Source organism: Pseudomonas sp. B12(2026), assembly GCF_057767015.1.
Map to the genome: position 1 here is coordinate 4,341,183 of NZ_CM173430.1, position 20,061 is coordinate 4,361,243.

24 protein-coding genes and 1 tRNA gene are annotated in these 20,061 nt (G+C 64.9%); 10 read left to right on the forward strand and 15 right to left on the reverse strand.

The genetic code is table 11. The features are described from left to right. Positions 1–100 precede the first annotated feature (100 nt). The 4 genes from tcyJ to AC3B6A_RS20170 all read left to right on the forward strand — a co-directional run bounded on the left by tcyJ (position 101) and on the right by AC3B6A_RS20170 (position 3,162). Positions 101–901, forward strand: a complete 801-nt coding sequence (gene tcyJ, locus AC3B6A_RS20155) for a cystine ABC transporter substrate-binding protein (protein ID WP_488398869.1) — start codon at positions 101–103, stop codon at positions 899–901. After that, positions 898–1,572, forward strand: coding sequence for a cystine ABC transporter permease (gene tcyL / locus AC3B6A_RS20160; RefSeq protein ID WP_488398870.1), 675 nt, complete (start codon positions 898–900; stop codon positions 1,570–1,572). The genes tcyJ and tcyL overlap by 4 nt, the downstream gene beginning before the upstream one ends. Further along, entirely contained in the window at positions 1,569–2,324 is a 756-nt protein-coding gene (gene tcyN / locus AC3B6A_RS20165; RefSeq protein WP_488398871.1) for an L-cystine ABC transporter ATP-binding protein TcyN, read from the forward strand. Before tcyL ends, tcyN begins: the two co-directional genes overlap by 4 nt. Before the next feature lie 139 nt (positions 2,325–2,463). Continuing rightward, on the forward strand, positions 2,464–3,162 hold the full coding sequence (locus AC3B6A_RS20170; protein WP_488398872.1) for a pirin family protein: 699 nt from the start codon (positions 2,464–2,466) through the stop codon (positions 3,160–3,162). A 52-nt stretch (positions 3,163–3,214) separates the two neighbouring features. Here the strand turns inward: AC3B6A_RS20170 and AC3B6A_RS20175 are convergent. The 7 genes from AC3B6A_RS20175 to ttcA all read right to left on the reverse strand — a co-directional run bounded on the left by AC3B6A_RS20175 (position 3,215) and on the right by ttcA (position 7,638). Next, a tRNA-Ala gene (locus AC3B6A_RS20175) sits at positions 3,215–3,290 on the reverse strand. Positions 3,291–3,331: 41 nt separating this feature from the next. Continuing rightward, positions 3,332–3,994 carry an O-methyltransferase gene (locus tag AC3B6A_RS20180; protein ID WP_488398873.1) on the reverse strand — a complete coding sequence of 221 codons (663 nt, stop codon included), beginning with the start codon at positions 3,992–3,994 and terminating at the stop codon, positions 3,332–3,334. A gap of 15 nt (positions 3,995–4,009) precedes the next feature. Continuing rightward, positions 4,010–4,537: a C40 family peptidase gene (locus tag AC3B6A_RS20185; protein ID WP_488398874.1), complete on the reverse strand. Its 528-nt coding sequence runs from the start codon at positions 4,535–4,537 to the stop codon at positions 4,010–4,012. An 81-nt stretch (positions 4,538–4,618) separates the two neighbouring features. After that, positions 4,619–5,245 (reverse strand): C40 family peptidase, encoded by a 627-nt coding sequence (locus tag AC3B6A_RS20190; protein WP_488398875.1) that lies wholly within the window; start codon positions 5,243–5,245, stop codon positions 4,619–4,621. A 69-nt stretch (positions 5,246–5,314) separates the two neighbouring features. Continuing rightward, positions 5,315–6,079, reverse strand: coding sequence for an NAD-dependent deacylase (locus AC3B6A_RS20195; RefSeq protein ID WP_488398876.1), 765 nt, complete (start codon positions 6,077–6,079; stop codon positions 5,315–5,317). 28 nt (positions 6,080–6,107) lie between these two features. Then, entirely contained in the window at positions 6,108–6,779 is a 672-nt protein-coding gene (locus tag AC3B6A_RS20200; RefSeq protein ID WP_488398877.1) for a DNA-3-methyladenine glycosylase I, read from the reverse strand. 31 nt (positions 6,780–6,810) lie between these two features. After that, positions 6,811–7,638, reverse strand: a complete 828-nt coding sequence (ttcA, locus tag AC3B6A_RS20205; protein ID WP_488398878.1) for a tRNA 2-thiocytidine(32) synthetase TtcA — start codon at positions 7,636–7,638, stop codon at positions 6,811–6,813. Positions 7,639–7,738: 100 nt separating this feature from the next. Here ttcA and AC3B6A_RS20210 point away from each other — a divergent pair, with 100 nt between their 5' ends. From AC3B6A_RS20210 to AC3B6A_RS20220, 3 genes are all read left to right on the forward strand, one after another. Next, the gene (locus AC3B6A_RS20210) at positions 7,739–8,335 is read left to right on the forward strand and encodes a DNA-J related domain-containing protein (protein WP_488398879.1); all 597 of its coding nucleotides are present in this window, start codon (positions 7,739–7,741) and stop codon (positions 8,333–8,335) included. A 160-nt stretch (positions 8,336–8,495) separates the two neighbouring features. Further along, the gene (locus AC3B6A_RS20215) at positions 8,496–9,092 is read left to right on the forward strand and encodes a Yip1 family protein (RefSeq protein WP_488398880.1); all 597 of its coding nucleotides are present in this window, start codon (positions 8,496–8,498) and stop codon (positions 9,090–9,092) included. A gap of 241 nt (positions 9,093–9,333) precedes the next feature. After that, a complete protein-coding gene (locus tag AC3B6A_RS20220) occupies positions 9,334–9,831 on the forward strand; it encodes a SprT family zinc-dependent metalloprotease (protein ID WP_488398881.1) in 498 nt (165 codons plus the stop codon). Positions 9,832–9,837: 6 nt separating this feature from the next. Here the strand turns inward: AC3B6A_RS20220 and AC3B6A_RS20225 are convergent, their stop codons facing one another. The 6 genes from AC3B6A_RS20225 to AC3B6A_RS20250 form a co-directional block, all read right to left on the reverse strand. Next, on the reverse strand, positions 9,838–11,019 hold the full coding sequence (locus AC3B6A_RS20225; RefSeq protein ID WP_488398882.1) for a CaiB/BaiF CoA transferase family protein: 1,182 nt from the start codon (positions 11,017–11,019) through the stop codon (positions 9,838–9,840). 43 nt (positions 11,020–11,062) lie between these two features. Then, positions 11,063–12,202, reverse strand: a complete 1,140-nt coding sequence (locus tag AC3B6A_RS20230; RefSeq protein WP_488398883.1) for an acyl-CoA dehydrogenase family protein — start codon at positions 12,200–12,202, stop codon at positions 11,063–11,065. Between the two features lie 296 nt (positions 12,203–12,498). Beyond that, entirely contained in the window at positions 12,499–13,776 is a 1,278-nt protein-coding gene (locus AC3B6A_RS20235) for a putative porin (RefSeq protein WP_488398884.1), read from the reverse strand. Positions 13,777–14,099: 323 nt separating this feature from the next. Beyond that, entirely contained in the window at positions 14,100–14,339 is a 240-nt protein-coding gene (locus tag AC3B6A_RS20240; RefSeq protein ID WP_488398885.1) for an anti-sigma factor family protein, read from the reverse strand. Continuing rightward, positions 14,333–14,947, reverse strand: coding sequence for an RNA polymerase sigma factor (locus AC3B6A_RS20245; RefSeq protein WP_488403657.1), 615 nt, complete (start codon positions 14,945–14,947; stop codon positions 14,333–14,335). Before AC3B6A_RS20245 ends, AC3B6A_RS20240 begins: the two co-directional genes overlap by 7 nt. After that, the gene (locus AC3B6A_RS20250; protein ID WP_488398886.1) at positions 14,944–16,065 is read right to left on the reverse strand and encodes a beta-ketoacyl-ACP synthase III; all 1,122 of its coding nucleotides are present in this window, start codon (positions 16,063–16,065) and stop codon (positions 14,944–14,946) included. Before AC3B6A_RS20250 ends, AC3B6A_RS20245 begins: the two co-directional genes overlap by 4 nt. Positions 16,066–16,472: 407 nt before the next feature. Here AC3B6A_RS20250 and AC3B6A_RS20255 point away from each other — a divergent pair, with 407 nt between their 5' ends. Beyond that, positions 16,473–16,985, forward strand: a complete 513-nt coding sequence (locus AC3B6A_RS20255) for an ankyrin repeat domain-containing protein (protein ID WP_488398887.1) — start codon at positions 16,473–16,475, stop codon at positions 16,983–16,985. Between the two features lie 5 nt (positions 16,986–16,990). Here the strand turns inward: AC3B6A_RS20255 and AC3B6A_RS20260 are convergent, their stop codons facing one another. Beyond that, complete coding sequence (locus AC3B6A_RS20260) at positions 16,991–18,055, reverse strand: GGDEF domain-containing protein (RefSeq protein ID WP_488398888.1); 1,065 nt, start codon at positions 18,053–18,055, stop codon at positions 16,991–16,993. A 204-nt stretch (positions 18,056–18,259) separates the two neighbouring features. On the opposite strand from AC3B6A_RS20260, the gene AC3B6A_RS20265 reads away from it, so the two are divergent. Continuing rightward, positions 18,260–18,682, forward strand: a complete 423-nt coding sequence (locus AC3B6A_RS20265) for a 3-isopropylmalate dehydratase (protein ID WP_488398889.1) — start codon at positions 18,260–18,262, stop codon at positions 18,680–18,682. Between the two features lie 14 nt (positions 18,683–18,696). On the opposite strand, the gene AC3B6A_RS20270 is transcribed toward AC3B6A_RS20265, so the two are convergent. Then, positions 18,697–19,134 carry an HIT family protein gene (locus AC3B6A_RS20270; RefSeq protein ID WP_488398890.1) on the reverse strand — a complete coding sequence of 146 codons (438 nt, stop codon included), beginning with the start codon at positions 19,132–19,134 and terminating at the stop codon, positions 18,697–18,699. Between the two features lie 119 nt (positions 19,135–19,253). On the opposite strand from AC3B6A_RS20270, the gene AC3B6A_RS20275 reads away from it, so the two are divergent. Beyond that, on the forward strand, positions 19,254–19,958 hold the full coding sequence (locus tag AC3B6A_RS20275) for a glutathione binding-like protein (RefSeq protein ID WP_488398891.1): 705 nt from the start codon (positions 19,254–19,256) through the stop codon (positions 19,956–19,958). Positions 19,959–20,061: the final 103 nt, after the last annotated feature.

Consider the following 20,061-nt stretch of genomic DNA (forward strand, 5'->3'; position numbering starts at 1 on the left):
TAATAATATAATTTTTTATTATTTTATCGCATAACACCTACGACCCTATAGTCGCTACACCTTGACTAACCTGCTTAAAACACCAAAAACGGGGCTCACCATGACCTTCACCGCACTGCGCCGTCATTTCCTGTTTGCCAGCCTGACCCTCACCCTCGGCGCCAGCCTGTTCGGCCAGGCCCAGGCCGCCGACGACCTGCTCGCCCAGATCAAGTCCAAGGGCGAAGTCCGCGTCGGCCTCGAGGGCACCTATCCGCCCTTCAGCTTCCAGGACGAGAGCGGCAAGCTCGCCGGTTTCGAAGTCGACTTCTCCGACCTGATCGCCAAGGAACTGGGCGTCAAGGCCAAGCTCCAGCCGACCAAGTGGGACGGCATCCTCGCCGCGCTGGAGTCCAAGCGGCTGGACCTGGTGATCAACCAGGTGACCATCTCCGAGGAGCGCAAGAAGAAGTACGACTTCTCCGAGCCCTACACCGTTTCCGGCATCCAGGCCCTGGTGCGCAAGGGCGACGAAAGCAAGTACGACACGCCCGAGAAGCTCGCCGGGGTGAAGGTTGGCGTCGGCCTGGGCACCAACTACGAGCAGTGGCTCAAGGAACACGTTCCGCAGGCCGACGTGCGCACCTACGAGGACGACCCGACCAAGTTCCAGGACCTGCGCAGCGGCCGCATCGACGTGATCCTGGTCGACCGCCTGGCCGCCTTCGACATGGTCAACAAGACCAGCGGCGCCATGGCCCTGACCGGCGAGCCCTTCGCCCGCCAGGAAGCCGGCATCGCCCTGCGCAAGGGCAACCCGGAGCTGCTCGCGGCGCTGAACAAGGCCATCGAGAAGCTGCGTGCCGACGGCACCCTCAAGCAGCTCTCGGAAAAGTGGTTCAAGGCTGACGTGACCCAATGATCGACGCAAGCCTGCAGCTTGCGCTGGATTCCGCGCCCTTCCTGCTCAAGGGCGCGGTTTTCACGGTAGTCCTCAGCGTAGGCGGCATGTTCTTCGGACTGCTGCTGGGTTTCGTGCTGGCGCTGATGCGCCTGTACGGTTTCACCGCCCTGAGCTGGGTCGCCCGCATCTACGTGTCGTTCTTCCGCGGCACGCCGTTGCTGGTCCAGCTCTTCATGATCTACTACGGCCTGCCGCAACTGGGCATCGAGCTCGACCCGCTGCCCGCGGCGCTGATCGGCTTCTCGCTGAACATGGCCGCCTATGTCTGCGAAATCCTGCGCGGCGCCATCGGCACCATCGACCGCGGCCAGTGGGAAGCCGCCTCCAGCATCGGCATGACCCGCGCCCAGACCCTGCGCCGGGTGGTCCTGCCGCAGGCCGCGCGCACCGCGCTGCCGCCGCTGGGCAACAGCTTCATCTCGCTGGTCAAGGACACCGCGCTGGCCGCCACCATCCAGGTGCCGGAGCTGTTCCGCCAGGCCCAGCTGATCACCGCGCGCACCTTCGAGGTCTTCACCATGTACCTCGCCGCCGCGCTCCTCTACTGGGTGCTCGCCAGCATCCTGTCGCACCTGCAGAACCGCCTGGAAGAGCGGGTCAACCGTCATGACCGGGAGCACGAGGCATGATCGAAGTACGCCAGCTGACCAAGCAGTTCCGCGGCCAGGAGGTGCTCAAGGGCATCGACCTGACCGTCGAGCCCGGCGAAGTGGTTGCGATCATCGGCCCCAGCGGCTCCGGCAAGACCACCCTGCTGCGTTGCCTCAACCTGCTGGAAGTCCCCAGCAGCGGCACCATCCAGGTCGGCGAGATTCGCATCGACGCCTCGCGCCCGCTCAGCGGCCAGCAGGGGCTGATCCGCAAGCTGCGCCAGCACGTGGGCTTCGTGTTCCAGAACTTCAACCTGTTCCCGCACCGCACGGCGCTGGAGAACGTTATCGAGGGTCCGGTGATCGTCAAGAAGGAGCCCCGCGCCCAGGCCGAGCAACGCGCCCGCGCGCTGCTCGCCAAGGTCGGCCTGGCCGGCAAGGAAGACGCCTATCCCAAGCGTCTCTCCGGCGGCCAGCAGCAGCGCGTGGCCATCGCCCGGGCGTTGGCGATGCAGCCGGACGTGATCCTGTTCGACGAACCAACCTCGGCGCTCGACCCGGAACTGGTCGGCGAAGTGCTGGCGACCATCCGCGGCCTGGCGCAGGAAAAGCGCACCATGGTCATCGTCACCCACGAGATGAGCTTCGCCCGCGACGTGGCCAACCGGGCGATCTTCATCGACAAGGGGGTGATCGTCGAACAGGGCGAGGCCAAGGCGCTTTTCTCCAACCCACGGGAGGAGCGGACGCGGCAGTTCCTCAGCAAGTTCCTCACCCGGGACGGGTCCTGACCCACCGCAAAATAATCGATATAATCGATCTTTTTGCTCGGATATTTGCGCTTTTATATCGATCAATTGCGAGAGAACATAGCCCCCATGAACTGCACGAGCCGGCCATTCCGCCGGCCGTGACCATGAGGACTTCGCCATGATCGAACGCAGACCCTTCCAGCAACTCGGCGGTGCCAACCACGACTGGCTCAACGCCAAGCACCACTTCTCCTTCGCCGAGTATTACGACTCCGAGCGTATGAACTGGGGCAACCTCCGCGTCTGGAACGATGACGAAATCGCCGCCGGCACCGGCTTCCCGCCGCACCCGCACCGCGAGATGGAAATCATCACCTACGTCCGCCAGGGCGCGATCACCCACCAGGACAGCCTGGGCAACAAGGGCCGCACCGAGGCCGGCGACGTCCAGGTGATGAGCGCCGGGACCGGCATCGTGCACTCCGAGTACAACCTCGAGCAGGACGTGACCAAGATCTTCCAGATCTGGATCATCCCCTCGGTAGGCGGCGGCACCCCGTCCTGGGGCGCCAAGCCCTTCCCGAAGGGCGACCGCGCCGGACGCTTCGTCACCCTGGCCAGCGGCTATGAGAACGACGCCGACGCCCTGCGCATCCGTGCCGACGGCCGCCTGGTCGCCGCCACCTTGAAGGCTGGCCAGACTGCCGAATACGAGCTGGGCAGCGACCGTCGCGCCTATCTGGTGCCGGCGGTGGGCAAGGTCGAGGTCAACGGCGTCGAGCTGCTGGCCCGCGATGGTGCAGCGATCGCCAACGAAGCAGTGGTGAAGGTGACGGCGCTGGAGGACAGTGAAGTCATTCTGGTGGACATCGCCTGACGCCTGCGCAGGAAACGAAAAGGCACGCCAATTGGCGTGCCTTTTCTGCTTCTGGTGGACCGAAGGAGGATCGAACTCCCGACCTCCGCATTGCGAACGCGGCGCTCTCCCAGCTGAGCTATCGGCCCGATGCAGAGCAATCTAGCCCAGCCCCTTCACGCCGGCAATCTCAACGCTTGCGGCAAAGACTCATGCCATCGCCGATCGGTACCAGGGAATAATCCACACGCTCGTCCGTCTTCAGCGCCAGATTGAGTTGCTGGATGGCGCGCGTGTCGGCGCTTTCCGGCTCCACTTCGAGCACCCTTCCGCTCCACAGCACATTGTCGAAGACCACCAGCCCGCCACTGCGCAGCAGGCTCAGGGCATGTTCGAAATAGGTGGGATAACGCGCCTTGTCGGCATCGATGAACACCAGGTCGAAGCGGCCGCCCTCGCCTCCCGCCAGCAGGCTCTCCAGCGTGGAAAGCGCCGACCCCAGGCGCAATTCGATGCGGGTGTCGACGCCTGCCTGTTTCCAGTAGTCGCGCGCGACTTCGTTGTAGTCACCGGGCAGGTCGCAACACAGGAGATGTCCGTCGGCGGGGAGCGCCTCGGCCATGCACAGTGCGCTGTAGCCGGTGAAGGTGCCCACTTCGAGAAGGCGTCGGGCGCCGGTCAGTTTCACCAGAAAAGCGAGGAACTGCCCCTGCTCTGGGGCGACCTGCCAGCGCGACATGGGCAGCGCGGCGGTCTCCGCGCGCAGGCGGGCCTTGACCGGAGAGTCCCGCAGGGAAACATCGAGGAGGTACTGGTAGAGGCTGTCGTCCAGGTTCAGTGTGCGCGTGGTCATGGGCCCTCCTGAAAATCAGGGATGGAGGGCAAGACTCTGCACGGCGAGGACGCGCTTGGCTTGCAGGAAGGCTTTCTGCCAATAGGCGCTGTCGAGGCTGTCCAGGCGTACGGTTCCGCCCGTCCTGGGCGCATGAACGAAGCGCCCTTCCCCGACATAGATACCCGCATGGCTGACGCCGCGTCCACCGCTGGTGGCGAAGAACACCAGATCGCCGCTCTGCAGCGATTCGCGGCCGACGCTGGGCGCGCGCATGGAAATCATCTCGCGCGTCGAGCGCGGCAGTTGCAGGCCGGTGGCATCGCGGTAGACATAGCCGATCAGGCCGCTGCAGTCGAAACCGCCGTCGGGCGTGTTGCCACCCCAGCGATAGGGTGTGCCGACCAGGCCAATGGCACGGATCAGAACATCATCGGCAGCTTGCGAGTTGTAGGCAGGGAGCGAAGGCGAGCTCACCACGGGCGGTGGTGGCGGAGTCCGGCCGGCGCAGGCGGCCAGGGAGGCGAGAATAGCGAGAAGAATGATGCGCTGTGGAACGAGCATGTGATGGCATCCCTGCGAAGGAATGCCATCACTTTGCACCTACAGCGACTTGAGCGCAATACTTAAAGTAAAACTTTAAGTTCAGCGCATCACCGTCCGAGGCTGGTAGCCCGGCTTGAGTACGCGCTTGGCTTCCATGTAGCTCAGGCGCCAGTAGCTCTCGTCCAGGCTGTCCACCCGCACCCCACCGCCACGGCGGCTGGCGGAGTGGATGAACTGGCCGTCACCGATATAGATGCCGGCATGGCTCACCCGACCGCGACCACGATTGTTGAAGAAGATCAGGTCGCCCGGCTGCAGGTCTTCTTTGGAGACCAGCGGGACATCCAGATTGATCATCTCTCGCGTGGAGCGCGGCAGGCTGATGCCCGCTTCTTCGCGGAACAGATAGCCCACGAAGCCGCTGCAATCGAAACCGGTCTGTTCCGACTTCCCACCGAAGCGGTACGGTGTACCGATCAGCGAAAACGCACGATCCAGGATATCGGATACGTGCTTGGTCAGACCGCCGTTATAGTTTTTGGCCCCCTCGTCCTGCGACTCATCCGCCAGCGTTGCCCTATGCTGGTCAATCTGAATTGCTGCCCGGCTGGTCGGCGCTACGGCTACCTGGCTCGGCTGCGATTCCGGCGAATGGCTGGCACAAGCTGCCAGCAACAGAACGAAACTCATGGGCACGAGGGGTGCGAAGCGTTTAAGCATGGGCACGATCGTGTCTCATTAGTTCCATTTAATAGCGGGCTAATTTGCCCGCTCAATCGACCCAATGCAAGTTTTTTATCGCGGAATGTGACTCAACAGGCGCGGCATAATGTCTAAGGCTCGACCCTGCATTCTTTCTTCGACCACGGAACTGAGATCGGTCACACCCGGATTCACCTCGGCGGTGAAGCCTCCAGCGGCCCGGGTTCGCAGCACCGGCTCGATGATGTAGGGGAAGCTCGCGGTAGTTCCCACCAGCAATACGGCATCGAACCCCTTGCGCAGCTCTGCATAGAGCGTGTCGATCGCTGCCTCCGGCAACATCTCCTCGAACAGTACCACCGGCGGACGCAGCACACCCCCGCAGCGCTCGCAACGTGGCGGCAATGGCCGTTGCAGATGAGCGGCCAGTTCGGCGCTTTCCTGGCCACAGGACTGGCAGTACAGCGGCGCCAGCTCGCCATGTATCTCGATCAGGCGCTCCGCCGGCGAACCCGCCCGGCGATGGAAACCGTCGATATTCTGCGTCAGCACCCAGCATCCCGGCTTGCGTCGCTGCAGCTCGGCGATGGCCTCGTGTCCGGCATTGGGTGCCGCGTTCAGGCAGGCCTTGCCCAGCTCCGCCAGGTACTTCCAGCACAACTCAGGGTTGTCACGTAGCATCGGCCCGGAAAGCGCCGCCTCGATGGGCAGCCCTTCCGCCGTCCTGCCGTTATAGAGTCCGCCAAGGCCGCGATAGGTGGGCAAGCCGGAATCAGCGGAGACGCCGGCGCCGGTGATCACCAGGATGCGTTCGGCGCGGGCCAGTGCCGCGCCGGTGCGTTCGATCGCCGAGTCCATGCGCCCTCCTCCGCGACCGGGCCGCGGGTCAGTGGTTGACCGTGTACGACAGCATCATCGAGATATGGCACAGCGGACGTCCGCTCTGCTCCTGCCACTGGTTGAAGGCGGCCTGCACCTGCGCCAGGTCTTTCTGGCTGGTGGGCGCCTTGTCGACGATTTCCTGGGCCTTGAGCGCGGCGACCACATCGTCGCTGAGCACGAAGGTATCCTTGCCAGCCATGCGCAGGAAGCGCGGCGCCGACATTCCACCCAGTTGATTGCCGCGCTTGGCCAGCAGCTTCCACAGGCCGACGATCTCGGTCAGCGGCCAGTCCGCCAGCAGCTTGCCGAAACTGCCGTGCTCGCGGGCGATATCGAGGACCATCTGCGCATTGCGTGGCACGCTCTTGAGCTTGCCCAGGTGGCGGATCAGCCGGGCATCCTGCATCAGGCTTTCCAGGCGCTCGCCGCCCATCAGCACGACCTTCTCCGGATCGAAGCCAAAGAAGACTTCCTCGAAGGCCGGCCACTTGGCGTCCACCAGGCTGTGCTTGAGGCCCGCGCGGAAGATGCGCAGGCTGATCAGCGACAGGTAGCGGTCATCGCTCACCGCCGCCAGCTCGGCGGGCGTCTTCGGTTGCGGCAGGCGGGACTCCAGTTCCTCGGCCGAACCGAAGCGGTTCAGACAGTACTCGTACAGCCACGGGTAATCGCGCATCGGGCGTCCTTGGGAGCTTTCTTTACGGGTATCAGAGGCTCATCACGTCGAGGAAGCGCGGGGTGGCGGTCTCGTCGATGCGCAGGCTGTTGAAGTCGAACAGGTTGCGGTCGGCCAGTTGCGACGGCATCACGTTCTGCAGCGCGCGGAACATGATCTCGGTGCGGCCCGGCGACTTGCGCTCCCAGTCCAGCAGCATTTCCTTGACCACCTGGCGCTGCAGGTTCTCCTGCGAGCCGCAGAGGTTGCACGGGATGATCGGGAACTCCTTGAGCACCGAGTAAGCCTCGATATCCTTCTCGTTGCAGTAGGCCAGCGGGCGGATCACCACGTTGCGACCGTCGTCGGAGAGCAGCTTGGGCGGCATTGCCTTGAGGGTGCCGCCGTAGAACATATTAAGGAAGAAGGTTTCCAGGATGTCGTCGCGGTGATGCCCCAACGCCATCTTGGTTGCGCCGATCTCGTCGGCGTAGGTGTAGAGGGTGCCGCGGCGCAGGCGCGAGCACAGCGAGCAGGTGGTCTTGCCCTCCGGGATCTTCTCCTTCACCACCGAGTAGGTGTCCTTCTCGATGATGTGGTACTGCACGCCGATGGATTCCAGGTACTGCGGCAACACGTGCTCGGGGAAGCCGGGCTGCTTCTGGTCCATGTTCACCGCGACGATCTCGAACTGGATCGGCGCCACCTTCTGCAGGTACAGCAGGATGTCCAGCAGGGTATAGCTGTCCTTGCCGCCGGACAGGCAGACCATGACCTTGTCGCCATCCTCGATCATGTTGAAGTCGGTGACCGCTTCGCCGACCTGGCGACGAAGGCGTTTCTGCAGTTTGTTCTGGTTGACCGAAAGGGTGCTGGCCATGGTGCTCTGGAATCCGGGGACAAGACGAAAAGCTGGCTATTTTACGCGCAAAGCGACGCATACCCCAGCCCCTTCGGCGGCCCGATGCTAGGCTCAGACAATGACCCACGACCTCGATTACAGCCTCGACCTCGCCGACCAGCTTCTTGAGCTGCTGCGCGAGGCGCCTGACGGGCTCTCCGAATTCCAGCTGATCCAGCAGTTGAAAGCCCGGCACTCCACGCATGTTCCAAACCTGGCGCTGACCGACAAGCTGGTGCTGTTCCGCACTCACTTCCTGGTGTTCAACGCGCTCTACCGGCTGCGCGACCGCCTGTGGGCGGAGAACGCAGCGCACCTGGAGATCGGTCCGCTGCAGATCCGTCTCTCTCCTTATATGAGTGGCGCGCAGGCGCTCGGCGAGCAGGATGCCCTGCGCGCCTACTACCTCGATGAAAAGCACCTGAAGGAAACCACCGAACGCGACGTGGAGAAACTGCTGGAAAGCTTCTGGACACGCATGCAAGGCAACGAGGAAAAGTCCGCCGCCCTCGCCCTTTTCGAGCTGGAAGACGGCCCGGTGGACTATGCCCTGATCAAGCTGCGCTACCGGCAACTGGTCAGCCAGCACCATCCCGACCGGGGCGGCAGTACCACGCGGCTGCAGTCGATCAACAAGGCGATGGAAATTCTGGAGCGCTATTACAGCCGCCCGTGAAACTTCCATTTGCTCTAACCCCACGGACGACGCGGTCTCCAGCCCTCCCTATACTGCGTCATAAGGTCGCGCAGGTAAGCCAAGCACCGGATGACGCTGGCTACGCGTCTCCGGCGCTTCGCTGGGGGGCGGCCTTCGACAAGAAGAGGAGAATGCTGACATGATCCATCATGTGTGGGGGCTCTTCACCCATCCCGATCAGGAATGGCAGGAAATCCGTGGCGAGGAGGAATCCATCAGCCACATGTACCTGACCCACGTCCTGATCCTCGCTGCCATCCCGGTGATTTCCGCCTATATCGGCACCACCCAGGTTGGTTGGGTACTGGGCAACGCAGGACCGGTCAAGCTGACAGCCGCCAGCGCGATACAGCTGACCATCATGACCTACATCGCCATGCTCGCCGGCGTCGCCGTCATGGGCGCCTTCATCCACTGGATGGCCCGCACCTACGACGCCGCGCCATCGCTGACCCAATGCACCGTCTTCGCCGCGTACACCGCCACCCCGCTGTTCATCGGCGGCCTGGCGGCGCTCTACCCGCACCTGTGGCTGGGCATGATCGTTGGCACTGCCGCGATCTGCTACACCGTCTACCTGCTCTACGTCGGCATCCCGGCCTTCATGAACATACCCAAGGATGAAGGCTTCCTGTTCTCCAGCTCGGTGCTGGCGGTGGGACTGGTGGTGCTGGTGGCGATGATCGCCCTGTCGGTGATCCTCTGGGGCAGCGGCGTCGGCCCGGAATACACCTGATCTCCGACCCTGAATGAAAGCCGGGCCCTGGTGGCCCGGTTTTCTTTTGGGTTCTCCTGCCTGCTCGCGAACCGCGTGACGCCGGATACCGTTCGCGATCAAGCCCGCTCCTATGAAAAGCCGTCCCTTGCCTGAAACGCTCCCCGGCTTGCCCGAACCTGCAGGCCGGACGAGCGGCCGCGAGAAATCCTCCACCCGCGCCCCGACTGCGGCATAATCTGCCGCGTCGGAGAACCACTGTATGCCTGAACAGCTCAACGCGCGCATCGAAGCCTGCTACCAGCAGGCCGAGGCTTTCTTCCAGCGGCGCTTCCCGCGTCCGGAAGTGAGCCTCCGGCTACGCGGCCAGAAGGCCGGCGTCGCCCACCTCGACAAGAACCTGCTGCGTTTCAATCCGCAGTTGTACCGGGAAAACCGCGAGCACTTCCTGTTGCAGACCGTGGCCCATGAAGTGGCCCACCTGGTCGCCCACCAGATGTTCGGCGCGCGCATCCGCCCCCATGGCGAGGAATGGCAGCTGATCATGCGCGGCATCTACGGACTGCCGCCGGACCGCTGCCACACCTACGAGATCAAGCGCCGCCGCGCCACGCGCTACCTGTACCGCTGCCACTGCGGCGAGGGCAACGAATTCCCCTTCTCCGCCCAGCGCCACAACCTGGTCGCGCGGGGCCGCCGCTACTTCTGCCGGCGTTGCCGCGCGACCCTGGTGTTCACCGGCGAAACCCGCCACGAATAGCGCCGCTCAGGCGATCACCTTCGCCGTCTTCAGCGCCTCGACCTGCTCGGCCGAATAACCCAGCTCCGCCATCACCTCCGCCGTGTGGGCGCCCACCGCGGCGCCGATATGGCGCGGCGCGGGCAGGCCAGCGGAGAAGCGGATCGGACAGGCCATCTGCCGCTGCACGCCGCCCTTGCCGGTGGGCACCTCGGTGACCACGCCGCGCTCGCGCAGCTGCGGATGCTCCACCGCCTCGGCCATGGACAGCATCGGCTCGACACAGGCATCCAGCGCGGCGAAGCGCTCGCACCACTCGGCGAAATCGCGTTTCTCGAACTCGATGGCGATCTCGCGCTTGAGCGCCCGCTGTTCTTCCGGCCTGGGCGAGAGCCCGCGCGCGGCCAGTTCCGGGCGGCCGATGGCGGCGCAGAACTGCTGCATGAACTGCGGCTCCAGGCTGCCCACCGAGAACCAGCGGCCATCGCGGGTGCGGTAGTAGTCGTAGAAGCTGCCGCCATTGAGCGCCAGAGCCTCCATCTCCGGCTCGACCCCGGCGGCGAGATACCCCGCACCCGCCATGCCGTGCAGACTGAACGCGCAGTCGGTCATGCTCACGTCGACCTGCTGTCCCTCGCCCGTCTGCTGCCGGTGGATGACCGCCGCCAGCAACCCCATCACCCCGTGCAGCGAGCCGCCGCCGATGTCCGCCAGCTGTACGCCCAGCGGCAGCGGGCCGGTATCGCGGCGGCCGGTGTAGCTGGCGACCCCGGCGAGCGCCAGGTAGTTGATGTCATGCCCGGCGCGGTCGCGGAACGGCCCGGTCTGGCCATAGCCGGTGATCGACACGTAGATCAGCCCGGGGTTGATCGCCTTGAGCGCTTCGTAGCCGACGCCGAGCTTGTCCATCACGCCGGGGCGGAACTGCTCCAGCACGATGTCGTACTCGCGCACCAGTTGCTTCACCACCTCCACCGCCTGCGGCTGCTTGAGGTCCAGCGCGATGCAGCGCTTGTTGCGGTTGAGGTAGGCGTGGCTGGCGGACGTGCCGTCCACGTGCGGCGGCAGCACGCGCACCAGGTCCATGCGCGTGGGCGACTCCACGCGCAGCACCTGGGCGCCCATGTCCGCCAGCAGCAGCGAGGCGAACGGCCCCGGCAGCAGGGTGGAGAAATCGAGGATCTTCAGGGAGGCGAGCGGGCCTTTCATGGGCACTCCTGGGTCGCTGAATGAAAGCGTTTTACGCCGCGTCTCAGAGCTTCATGCCGCGGCTGATGATCTCCTTCATGATCTCCGAGGTGCCGGCGAAGATGCGCTGGATGCGCGCATTCGCGTACATCTTGCAGATCGGGTACTCCCACATGTAACCCCAGCCGCCGTGCAGTTGCACGCCTTCATCGACCACCTTGCACAGCAGCTCGGTGGTGAACAGCTTGGCCTCGGCGGCGACTTCCGGGGTGAGCTTCTTCTGGTTGTGGTCCATCACGCAGCGGTCGGTGAAGACCTGCGCCACGTCGATCTGCGTGCGCATCTCGGCGAGCTTGAAGCGGGTGTTCTGGGAGTGCGCCACCGGGCGGTCGAAGGCCTTGCGCTCCTTCACGTAGTCGATGGTCGCCCGCAGCGCCGCCTCGGCGCCGGCCACCGCGCCGCAGGCGTTGGTCAGGCGCTCCTGCGCCAGCATGTTCATCAGGTAGAAGAAGCCGCCCCTGGCGTCGCCCAGCAGGTTCTCCTTCGGCACCTTGACGTTGTTGAAGAACAGCTCGGCGGTGTCCTGGCTCTTCATGCCCAGCTTCTTCAGGTTGCGTCCGCGCTCGAAGCCTTGCATGCCGCGCTCGACCACGAACAGGCCCATGGCGTGCTTGTTCGACGGATCGGTCTTCGCCGCGACGATCACCAGGTCGGCCAGCAGGCCGTTGGAGATGAACACCTTGGAGCCGTTGAGCAGGTAGTGGTCGCCCTTGTCCACCGCCGTGGTGCGCATGCCGGCGAGGTCGGAGCCGGCGGACGGCTCGGTCATCGCCACGGCGAGGATGCTCTCGCCGCGGATGATCCCCGGCAGCCAGCGGGCCTTCTGCTCGGCATTGCCGTATTCGGCGATGTAGGGGCCGCACAGCGCCGAGTGCAGCGGGATCATGAAGCCCGGTTCGTTGATGGCGGCCAGCTCCTCACACATGATCTGTTCGTAGCGGAAGTCCTTCAGGCCGGCCCCGCCGTATTCCTCGTCCGCCCAGGGCAGCAGGAACCCCATCTCCCCCGCCTTGCGCCACACGCCGCGATCCACCACGCCGGCCTCTTCCCAGGCCTCCTGGTGAGGCACCACTTCCTTGTCGAGGAAGGCGCGGAACGCGTCGCGGAACAGGTTGTGTTCGGTCTCGAAGTGAATGCGCTGCATGACGGCGAACCTTGTCAGTAGAGGTGCCGGCAGGTTAGGTGGCGCCGCTCGCAGGCCTCAATGACGGCAGCGCTCGGCTCGATTGACCCATTCGGTCAGCGGCGCCGGAAAATAAAAAGCCCCACCGCAAGGTGGGGCCAAACCAAAGGAGCTCCGGTCCCGGACATCCGCTTGATCGCAGGCCAATGCCCGATCAAGCAGGTCCAAGGTGGATGAGCCAGGACCGTCAGATCCAGCGTCGAGCCGGAGGAAGCGAATCCTCCGGCTCGAAACCATCCGTGGCGTTTCTGTTCCAGTTAGAACTTGGCTTCCAGGTCCAGCTGCAGGGTATCGATGTTGGCATCGGTACGCGGAGTGCTGGCAGCATCCGACTCGGCGGCGAAGTAGGTAGCGCCCAGGGCGAAGTTCTTGGCGATGTCGTAGCTGACCTTGAACTTGTGGCCGCGGGAAGCGGTGTAGCCGTTGGCGAAGTCGGAGTCGGTGAAGGCACCGACCACGGCGTTACGCTGTACGTCGCGATAGTTGTAGTCCAGGCCGAAGTCGCCCAGCTTGGTCTTCACGCCGGTCAGCCACGCGGTGTCCTCGTCGCTGTCGGTCGCTTCGTTCACGACGTACTGGCCGTACAGGGACAGCGGAACCGGCAGGTTGGTCAAATCCAGTTGACCGAAGCCTTCGTACAGGCGGAAGTCCTTGGTGGTGTTGCCGTTGACGGACAGTTGGCAAGGCGTGGTGGTCGAGGTGCCACAGGCGCTGTTGTCATCGTTGTCGTAAGCGTAGAGGCTGCCACCGACGGTCAGCTTCATGCCATCGGCGACGGCGAAGCGGCCGCCCAACTGGCCGCTGTACAGGCGCAGGTCATGCTGGAAGGCATAGCCTTCGCCGTCGACGTTGTCCTTCAGGGTGAAGTAGCCGGCGCTACCGAACAGCTCGGAGCCGCCGCCCAGTGGATACTTGTAGGTTGCCGCGAAACCTTCCGGGTTGACGTCGCCGTCCCAGATCACGTCGCCTTCGCTGACCCAGGGCTGGTTCATCTTGCCGCCGATCAGGTGCAGGTTCTCGACGGCCTTCGGGTGGAAGTCGATATAGGCCTGGTCCAGCCACAGCGACTTCTTGTCGAAGTAGTTGTCCATGCTCTGGTTGGTGGAGCGAGCATCGTCGCCACTGCCGGTCGCGATGCGGATACCAGTGTCGACTTCAGGAGTGACCTGGCTGTAGAAGCCTACGCGGGCACGGATGCGCTGACGGTTCTGGTCACCCTTGGTGCCGGTGTTCTGCGCATGGACAGTCTCCTGACGGAGTCGGATGTCACCCTTGACCTGGGTCTTGGCGGCCCAGGCGAGTTTGTCCGTGAAGGCGCTCATTTCGTCCTTCTTGGCCTTCTCCTGAGCGGCAGCGACCTGACTCTCCTTCTCCAGCTCGCCCTTCAGCTCAGCGTACTGGGCCGAAGTGATCGAGCCATTGGTCCGCAGCATTTCCAGCAGTTTAGCGTCGACACCAGCATTGGCCGGAGTGCTCAGAGCAAGCATCACACCCGTGCAGAGACCCACCCCGGTGAGTGTAGGAACAAGACGCATAAAGTTCTCCCAGTCTTAAATGAGGGGGGCAAGCACCCGCCCAGAAATAGTGGTTCCCGCAAAGAGCCGGAATAGACGGTCTCTTTGTCCCCAAAACCGGGATGGAGTATTGTTGCGATTCATTACAAATTAATGGCAGGCAGCGACAAACCCGGCGTCTTCTCGACTGGGACCGGACCCAGGAGGGGGCTTGACGGGGGGGAGAACGCGCCAGGGGCAGCGCCGTGGCTGGGGTTGGGCCCAGTGCCTGTCAGCGCCGATGGCGGACTTCGGGAACGCGACGGGAGCGCCCCTGCAACCGCCAGCGGTTGCAGGCCGCCGGCTCAACGCCGGGCGTTGTCGTGGCGCAGTTCGGCCAGGCGCGCGGCCAGCAGGTCGGTGCCCGCGTCGGGCGGTTCCGGCAGGGCGCGCAAGGTGGCCTGGAGCAGGCGCATCTGGCGCAGGTAGCGCCGGCAGTTGCGGCACAACAGCAGGTGGCGGCGCAATGCCAGCTTCTCGCGAAAGCCCAGCTGTTCGTCCAGCAGGTCGCTGGAGCGTGCCACCAGTTCCTTGCAGGTCAGCATTCCCCGGTCTCCTCGAAGTGTTCGACGGTGGCGAACACCTTCAGCCGTGCGCGGTGCAGCAGCACCCTGACATTGGAGAGGGAAACCTCCAGAAGATTACAGATCTCCTCCAGCTCCAATCCCTGGCGCTCGCGCAGCAGCAGGACGCTGCGCTGCAGCTCGGACAGGCTGGCGAGGGTCTTTTCCAGGCATTCGCGCAGTTCCTCCTCGGCCAGCAGGGCTTCCGGGGAGTCCTCGTGCCAGGCCAGCGGCGCCGGGCTCCAGTGGCCATCGGCGGCGAAGCGGCTGTCGTCGATGCTGCCGTGGGGCGCGGGCAGGTCATCCAGCGAGACGTCGCGACGGACCTTGCGCAGGCGGGACTTGGCGGTATTCGCGGTGATGGTCAGCAGCCAGGTCTTGAGGCTGGAGCGGCCCTGGAAGCCGTCGAGGTTGCGGACGACGGCGAGCCAGGCGTCCTGCACCACCTCGTCGGCCTGGGCGCTGCCGACGATGGCGATGGCGACGGCGCGCATGGCGCCCTGGTAGGTCACTACCAGGGTGCGGAAAGCCTGCTGGTCGGCGGCCAGCAGGCGCGACAACAGCGCGCTGTCGTCGGTCGGCACGATCAGCGCTTGCGCAGGATCACGCTACCGATGGAGTAGCCGGCGCCGAAGGAGCTCAGCACGCCGATGGCGCCGGCGGGCAGGTCGTCCTGGTGCTTGTGGAAGGCGATCACCGAACCCGCCGAGCTGGTGTTGGCGTAGGTGTCGAGGATCACCGGCGCCTCGTGGGCCTCGGCATCGCGGCCGATCAGCTTGCGGGTGATCAGCAGGTTCATGTTCAGGTTGGCCTGGTGCAGCCAGAAGCGCTTCACGTCGCTCACCGGGATGTCGTTCTGCGCCAGGTGCTCGCCGATCAGCTCGGCCACCATCGGGCAGACGTCCTTGAACACCTTGCGGCCTTCCTGCACGAACAGCTTGTCGCGCGTGCCGATGCCCTCTTCCGCGGCACGGTTGAGGAAGCCGAAGTTGTTGCGGATGTTGTTGGAGAACTGGGTCAGCAGCTTGGTGCCCACCACGTCGAACTGGTGCTTGCTGGTGGCCTGGTCGGCGCGCTCGACGATCACCGCGGTGGCGGCATCGCCGAAGATGAAGTGGCTGTCGCGGTCACGGAAGTTCAGGTGGCCGGTGCAGATTTCCGGGCTGACCAGCAGGATCGCGCGGGCCTGCCCGAGCTGCACGCTGTTCACCGCGGCCTGCAGGCCGAAGGTCGCCGAGGAGCAGGCGACGTTCATGTCGAAGCCGAAGCCCTGAATGCCGAGGGCGGCCTGCACTTCGATGGCCACCGCCGGATAGGCGCGCTGCAGGTTGGAGCAGGCGACGATCACGCCATCGATGTCGGCGGCGGTACGGCCGGCGCGCTGCAGGGCTTCCTTCGCCGCGTGCACGCCCATTTCGCAGAGGATGCCCCAGTCTTCGTTGGAGCGCTCCGGAATGCGCGGCACCATGCGTTGCGGATCGAGGATGCCTTCCTTGTCCACCACGAAGCGGCTCTTGATGCCGGAAGCCTTCTCGATGAAGGCCGAGCTGGATTCGGCCAGCGCTTCCATCTCGCCCTTGGCGATGGCTTCGGCGTGTTGCTCGTTGTGACTGCGGACGTAGCTGTTGAAGGATTCCACCAGTTCATCGTTGGAGATGCTGAACGGCGGGGTATACAGGCCGGTTCCGCTGATCACGACTTTATGCACGGTCAATCCTCTTCTGTATCGGGGCCGCCGGAGCGGGCGGCAAGGTTAGGCATCAAGGTGCCCGCGCGGCGGCCGGCACTGGATAGTCTTGGGCTCCACGGCATGGCGCGGAGGCCGGGGGATGTAACGAGGCAGTGTGCCATCCCCGTCGACGGGCGACACTTTTCGCCGCCCGGCGGTCCGCGGTAGCACGTTGGTGCAACTACGGGTCGCTGATTATGCTGCAATTTTCGACGAAAAGTCGCTCGCAAAGCGTGGTTATTCCGCCACTTTCCGTAAGAAAACCGCGTACTACCCGGCCTGGCCCGATCGATTGAATTTCTCCAAGGACGCCATAGTCATGGCTGGCGCGCCGGAATCCACAGCGGCCCGTATGCTTCACGCCACTGCCCAAGGAGACCGACAGGATGACCACCCCGCCCCGCCCGGAAATGGATGAACAGACACTGGAATTCGCCAATCAGGTGATCGACCTGGCCCGCCAGGGCGATACCGCGCGCCTCGCCGACCTGTTGCGCCAGGGCCTTCCGGCCAACCTGCGCAACCACAAGGGCGACAGCCTGCTGATGCTGGCCAGCTACCACGGCCACCACGACACGGTGCAAACATTGCTGGAGCACGGCGCCGACCCGGACCTGCGCAACAACGCCGGACAGGCACCGCTGGCCGGCGCGGCCTTCAAGGGCGACCTGCAGATGGTCCGCCTGCTGCTGGCGCGGGGCGCCGACGTCGAGGGCACCTCGCCCGATGGCAAGACCGCGCTGATGATGGCGGCGATGTTCAACCGTCCGGAGATCGTCCGCTGCCTGCTGGAACACGGCGCCAACCGCGAAGCACGGGATGCCGCCGGCCTGACGCCCCTGGCCGCCGCGCGGATGATGAACGCCAGCGCGACCCTCGCCCTGCTCGACGCCGCCTGAGCCGCTCAGACCGGGTCGCTGCAGATCAGCCGGTCGCGCCCCTCCGCCTTGCCCCGGTACAGGCGGCGGTCGGTGCAGCGGTAGAGCTCCTCGGCATCCAGCCCATCGGTGGGCCACTCGGCCAGGCCGAAGGTGGCGGACAGCGGAATCCGCTGCCCGGAATATTCCAGCGGCCGCCGCGACAATTCCTTGCGTAGCGCCTCCACCAGCGGCTGGGCATCGAAGCGGTCGGTGTAGGGCAACAGGATGCCGAACTCCTCGCCGCCCAGGCGGCCGACCAGGTCGGTGGCGCGCAACCGGTGGCGCAGGGATTTGCACAGGTGCTGCAGGGCCTTGTCGCCGGCGTCATGCCCCCACTGGTCGTTGATCAGCTTGAAGTGGTCGACGTCCAGCGTCACCAGCACCAGCCGCGCGTCGTAGCGCGCCGCCTCCTGGATGCAGCGCTGCAGCGCGCGCTGGAAGCTTTCGCGGCTGGCCACTCCGGTCAGCGTGTCGGTGAGCGCGAGACGGCGCAGCTGTTTATAGGCATCGGCGCGGCGCCCCTCGTAGACATGCATGAAGGCGAGTACCAGCACGCCACAGAAGATGCCGTTGCCGATATCGATCAGCCCCGGCGCATCCAGGCGCAGGGGATTCACGTACAGATACAGCAGGGTCGCCAGCAGCATGAACGGCACGGCCAGGAGAAAGCCGCGCAACTTGCCCAGCAGCAGGTAGGCCATGACCGGCATCAGGTAGACCCAGACGAAGGCCGTGGCCGAGGCGCCGGGTATGACGATGATGTAGAGGATGAAGCAGAAGGTCGGCAGCAGGTAGGCGATGACCCAGGGCACCAGGCGGCGCACCCGCCTGATCCGGTGCGAGGCCCACAGAAGCAGGCCGACGATGACCAGTTCGGCGGCAGCCAGCCAGTAGTTGCCGGCCAGGGTCTGCAGGATGCTGAACACCCCCAGGGTGGCTCCGGTGCAGACGAAGATCAGCTGCATCAGGTGGCGATGATCGGCCTCTTCCAGCCCCGTCGGCCCGGTGTCAGGCTCGAACAACTGTTCGGGATCGCTGTTGCGGTGCATCAGCCGGGCTCCTTGGCTCGCTGTCAGCGGGTCGGCCGTGGTGACAAGGTCCAGTCGTCCTGCCCGTCTCCCGTTCCCCAGAAGACTAATCCAAATTCCCGCACTGCATAGCCCGCCGACCGAATCATCCAGTGCGCGGGGCCTTTCACGGCAGGATCGGCCGCTCTGGACTAGCCTTCGCTGCATCATCCGTGGAGGAAGTCTATGCGTTCGATCCTTGCCGTCCTGTCCGTGCTCGCGCTGTCCGCTTGCGCCTCGTACCAGAGCGATGAAATCCATCCCGTTGCCGCCGACCGCCTGCTGGCCTACCAGCAGCCGGGCAAGGACAGCGTGCAGGTGGACGTCACCCGCGACTCGGGTTTTCTCGGCGGCGGCTGCTACCTGGCCGTCACCATCGACCACGAGGTCGCCGCGCGCATCGGCACCGGCGAATCGGCCAGCTTCCACGTGCCGGCGGGCCAGCACGTGGTCGGCATCATCGGCGACAAGGACGGCGATGGCCTGTGCAGCAAGGCCATGCTGCGCCGAGAGCTGCTGGTGTCGCTGGAGCCCGGCGGCGACAACCGCTTCCGCATCAACAGCGACAACCGCACGGGCTTCGACATCAAGCCCGTGGTCGCCCGCTGAGACGCAGGCGCGCCTCAGCCGTTCAGGCGCGCGACGAGGCGCGCCTGCAGCTCGTCCAGTTCCGCCGTATCGGCCTTGCTCGCCGCGTGGATGCCCAGGCCCTCGCCGGCATAGCGCGGGATGATGTGCATGTGCAGGTGGAACACCGTCTGCCCGGCCGGCGCGCCGTTGAACTGGGCGACCTGCACGCCGTCGGGGTTGAGCTCCTGGACCAGCACGCCGGTCAGGCGCTGCACCACGCCCATCACCTTGCCCAGCGCCTCGGGGTCGACCTCGAGGATGTTGCGCGCGGCGCTGCGCTTGGGGATCACCAGGGTGTGGCCGTAGGACTGCGGGAACAGGTCGAGGAAGGCCAGGACGTCGTCGTCCTCGTACAGCTTGTAGCAGGGAGCGTCGCCGCGAATGATCTGGGCGAAGATGTTCTGCGGATCGTAGGTGCCGTGCAGGCTCATGGTCGGTTCCTTGTGCGTGACTCTGGGGCCGCACCATACCGGTTTGTCGCGCGCGGGTCATGACCGGCGAAGCGCGGAGGTCTATCCTGAGACCTTTCGCTCACCTGACCGGAGTAAGCATGTCAGACCTTTCCGCGTTCCCCATCACCCGCAAATGGCCCGCCGAACACCCTGACCGCCTGCAGCTCTACTCGCTGCCCACGCCCAACGGGGTCAAGGTCTCGATCATGCTCGAAGAGCTCGGCCTGCCCTACGAACCGCACCTGGTCAGCTTCGAGCGCAACGACCAGTTCTCCCCGGAATTCCTCTCGCTCAACCCGAACAACAAGATCCCCGCGATCCTCGACCCCAACGGCCCGGACGGCCAGCCGCTGGCGCTGTTCGAGTCCGGCGCGATCCTGGTCTACCTCGCCGACAAGACCGACTCGCTGATCGCCCCCGGCGCCGGCGGCCGCTACGAGACGCTGCAATGGCTGATGTTCCAGATGGGCGGGATCGGCCCGATGTTCGGCCAGCTCGGCTTCTTCAACCGCTTCGCCGGCCGGGAGATCGAGGACAAGCGCCCGCTGAACCGCTACGTGGAAGAGTCCAGGCGCCTGCTCGGCGTGCTCGACCAGCGCCTGGAAGGCCGCGACTGGATCATGGGCGAACGCTACACCATCGCCGACATCGCCATCTTCCCGTGGGTCCGCAACCTGATCGGCTTCTACGAAGCCGGTGAGCTGGTGGAGTTCGAGACATTCAAGAACGTGAAGCGCGTGCTGGAACGCTTCCTGGCGCGGCCGGCGGTGCAGCGCGGGCTGAATATTCCGCAGCGCGACTGAGGGTTCATACCCTGTAGGAGCGAGCTTGCTCGCGAACCCGCCCAGCTCTTGAGCTGCCGGAGAATCCGTTCGCGAGCAAGCTCGCTCCTACGAAGAGCCTGAA

What these genes read in the sequence shown, in the direction of transcription:
- AC3B6A_RS20260 (WP_488398888.1), bottom strand. Translation starts at nt 18,055, where the DNA reads ATGCACCGCAACAGCGATCCCGAACAGTTGTTCGAGCCTGACACCGGG.
- AC3B6A_RS20195 (WP_488398876.1), bottom strand. Translation starts at nt 6,079, where the DNA reads ATGGACTCGGCGATCGAACGCACCGGCGCGGCACTGGCCCGCGCCGAA.
- AC3B6A_RS20180 (WP_488398873.1), bottom strand. Translation starts at nt 3,994, where the DNA reads ATGACCACGCGCACACTGAACCTGGACGACAGCCTCTACCAGTACCTC.
- AC3B6A_RS20185 (WP_488398874.1), bottom strand. Translation starts at nt 4,537, where the DNA reads ATGCTCGTTCCACAGCGCATCATTCTTCTCGCTATTCTCGCCTCCCTG.
- AC3B6A_RS20265 (WP_488398889.1), top strand. Translation starts at nt 18,260, where the DNA reads ATGCGTTCGATCCTTGCCGTCCTGTCCGTGCTCGCGCTGTCCGCTTGC.
- ttcA (WP_488398878.1), bottom strand. Translation starts at nt 7,638, where the DNA reads ATGGCCAGCACCCTTTCGGTCAACCAGAACAAACTGCAGAAACGCCTT.
- AC3B6A_RS20235 (WP_488398884.1), bottom strand. Translation starts at nt 13,776, where the DNA reads ATGCGTCTTGTTCCTACACTCACCGGGGTGGGTCTCTGCACGGGTGTG.
- AC3B6A_RS20255 (WP_488398887.1), top strand. Translation starts at nt 16,473, where the DNA reads ATGACCACCCCGCCCCGCCCGGAAATGGATGAACAGACACTGGAATTC.
- AC3B6A_RS20220 (WP_488398881.1), top strand. Translation starts at nt 9,334, where the DNA reads ATGCCTGAACAGCTCAACGCGCGCATCGAAGCCTGCTACCAGCAGGCC.
- AC3B6A_RS20200 (WP_488398877.1), bottom strand. Translation starts at nt 6,779, where the DNA reads ATGCGCGATTACCCGTGGCTGTACGAGTACTGTCTGAACCGCTTCGGT.
- AC3B6A_RS20215 (WP_488398880.1), top strand. Translation starts at nt 8,496, where the DNA reads ATGATCCATCATGTGTGGGGGCTCTTCACCCATCCCGATCAGGAATGG.
- AC3B6A_RS20230 (WP_488398883.1), bottom strand. Translation starts at nt 12,202, where the DNA reads ATGCAGCGCATTCACTTCGAGACCGAACACAACCTGTTCCGCGACGCG.
- AC3B6A_RS20275 (WP_488398891.1), top strand. Translation starts at nt 19,254, where the DNA reads ATGTCAGACCTTTCCGCGTTCCCCATCACCCGCAAATGGCCCGCCGAA.
- tcyL (WP_488398870.1), top strand. Translation starts at nt 898, where the DNA reads ATGATCGACGCAAGCCTGCAGCTTGCGCTGGATTCCGCGCCCTTCCTG.
- tcyN (WP_488398871.1), top strand. Translation starts at nt 1,569, where the DNA reads ATGATCGAAGTACGCCAGCTGACCAAGCAGTTCCGCGGCCAGGAGGTG.
- AC3B6A_RS20210 (WP_488398879.1), top strand. Translation starts at nt 7,739, where the DNA reads ATGACCCACGACCTCGATTACAGCCTCGACCTCGCCGACCAGCTTCTT.
- AC3B6A_RS20170 (WP_488398872.1), top strand. Translation starts at nt 2,464, where the DNA reads ATGATCGAACGCAGACCCTTCCAGCAACTCGGCGGTGCCAACCACGAC.
- AC3B6A_RS20225 (WP_488398882.1), bottom strand. Translation starts at nt 11,019, where the DNA reads ATGAAAGGCCCGCTCGCCTCCCTGAAGATCCTCGATTTCTCCACCCTG.
- AC3B6A_RS20270 (WP_488398890.1), bottom strand. Translation starts at nt 19,134, where the DNA reads ATGAGCCTGCACGGCACCTACGATCCGCAGAACATCTTCGCCCAGATC.
- AC3B6A_RS20240 (WP_488398885.1), bottom strand. Translation starts at nt 14,339, where the DNA reads ATGCTGACCTGCAAGGAACTGGTGGCACGCTCCAGCGACCTGCTGGAC.
- tcyJ (WP_488398869.1), top strand. Translation starts at nt 101, where the DNA reads ATGACCTTCACCGCACTGCGCCGTCATTTCCTGTTTGCCAGCCTGACC.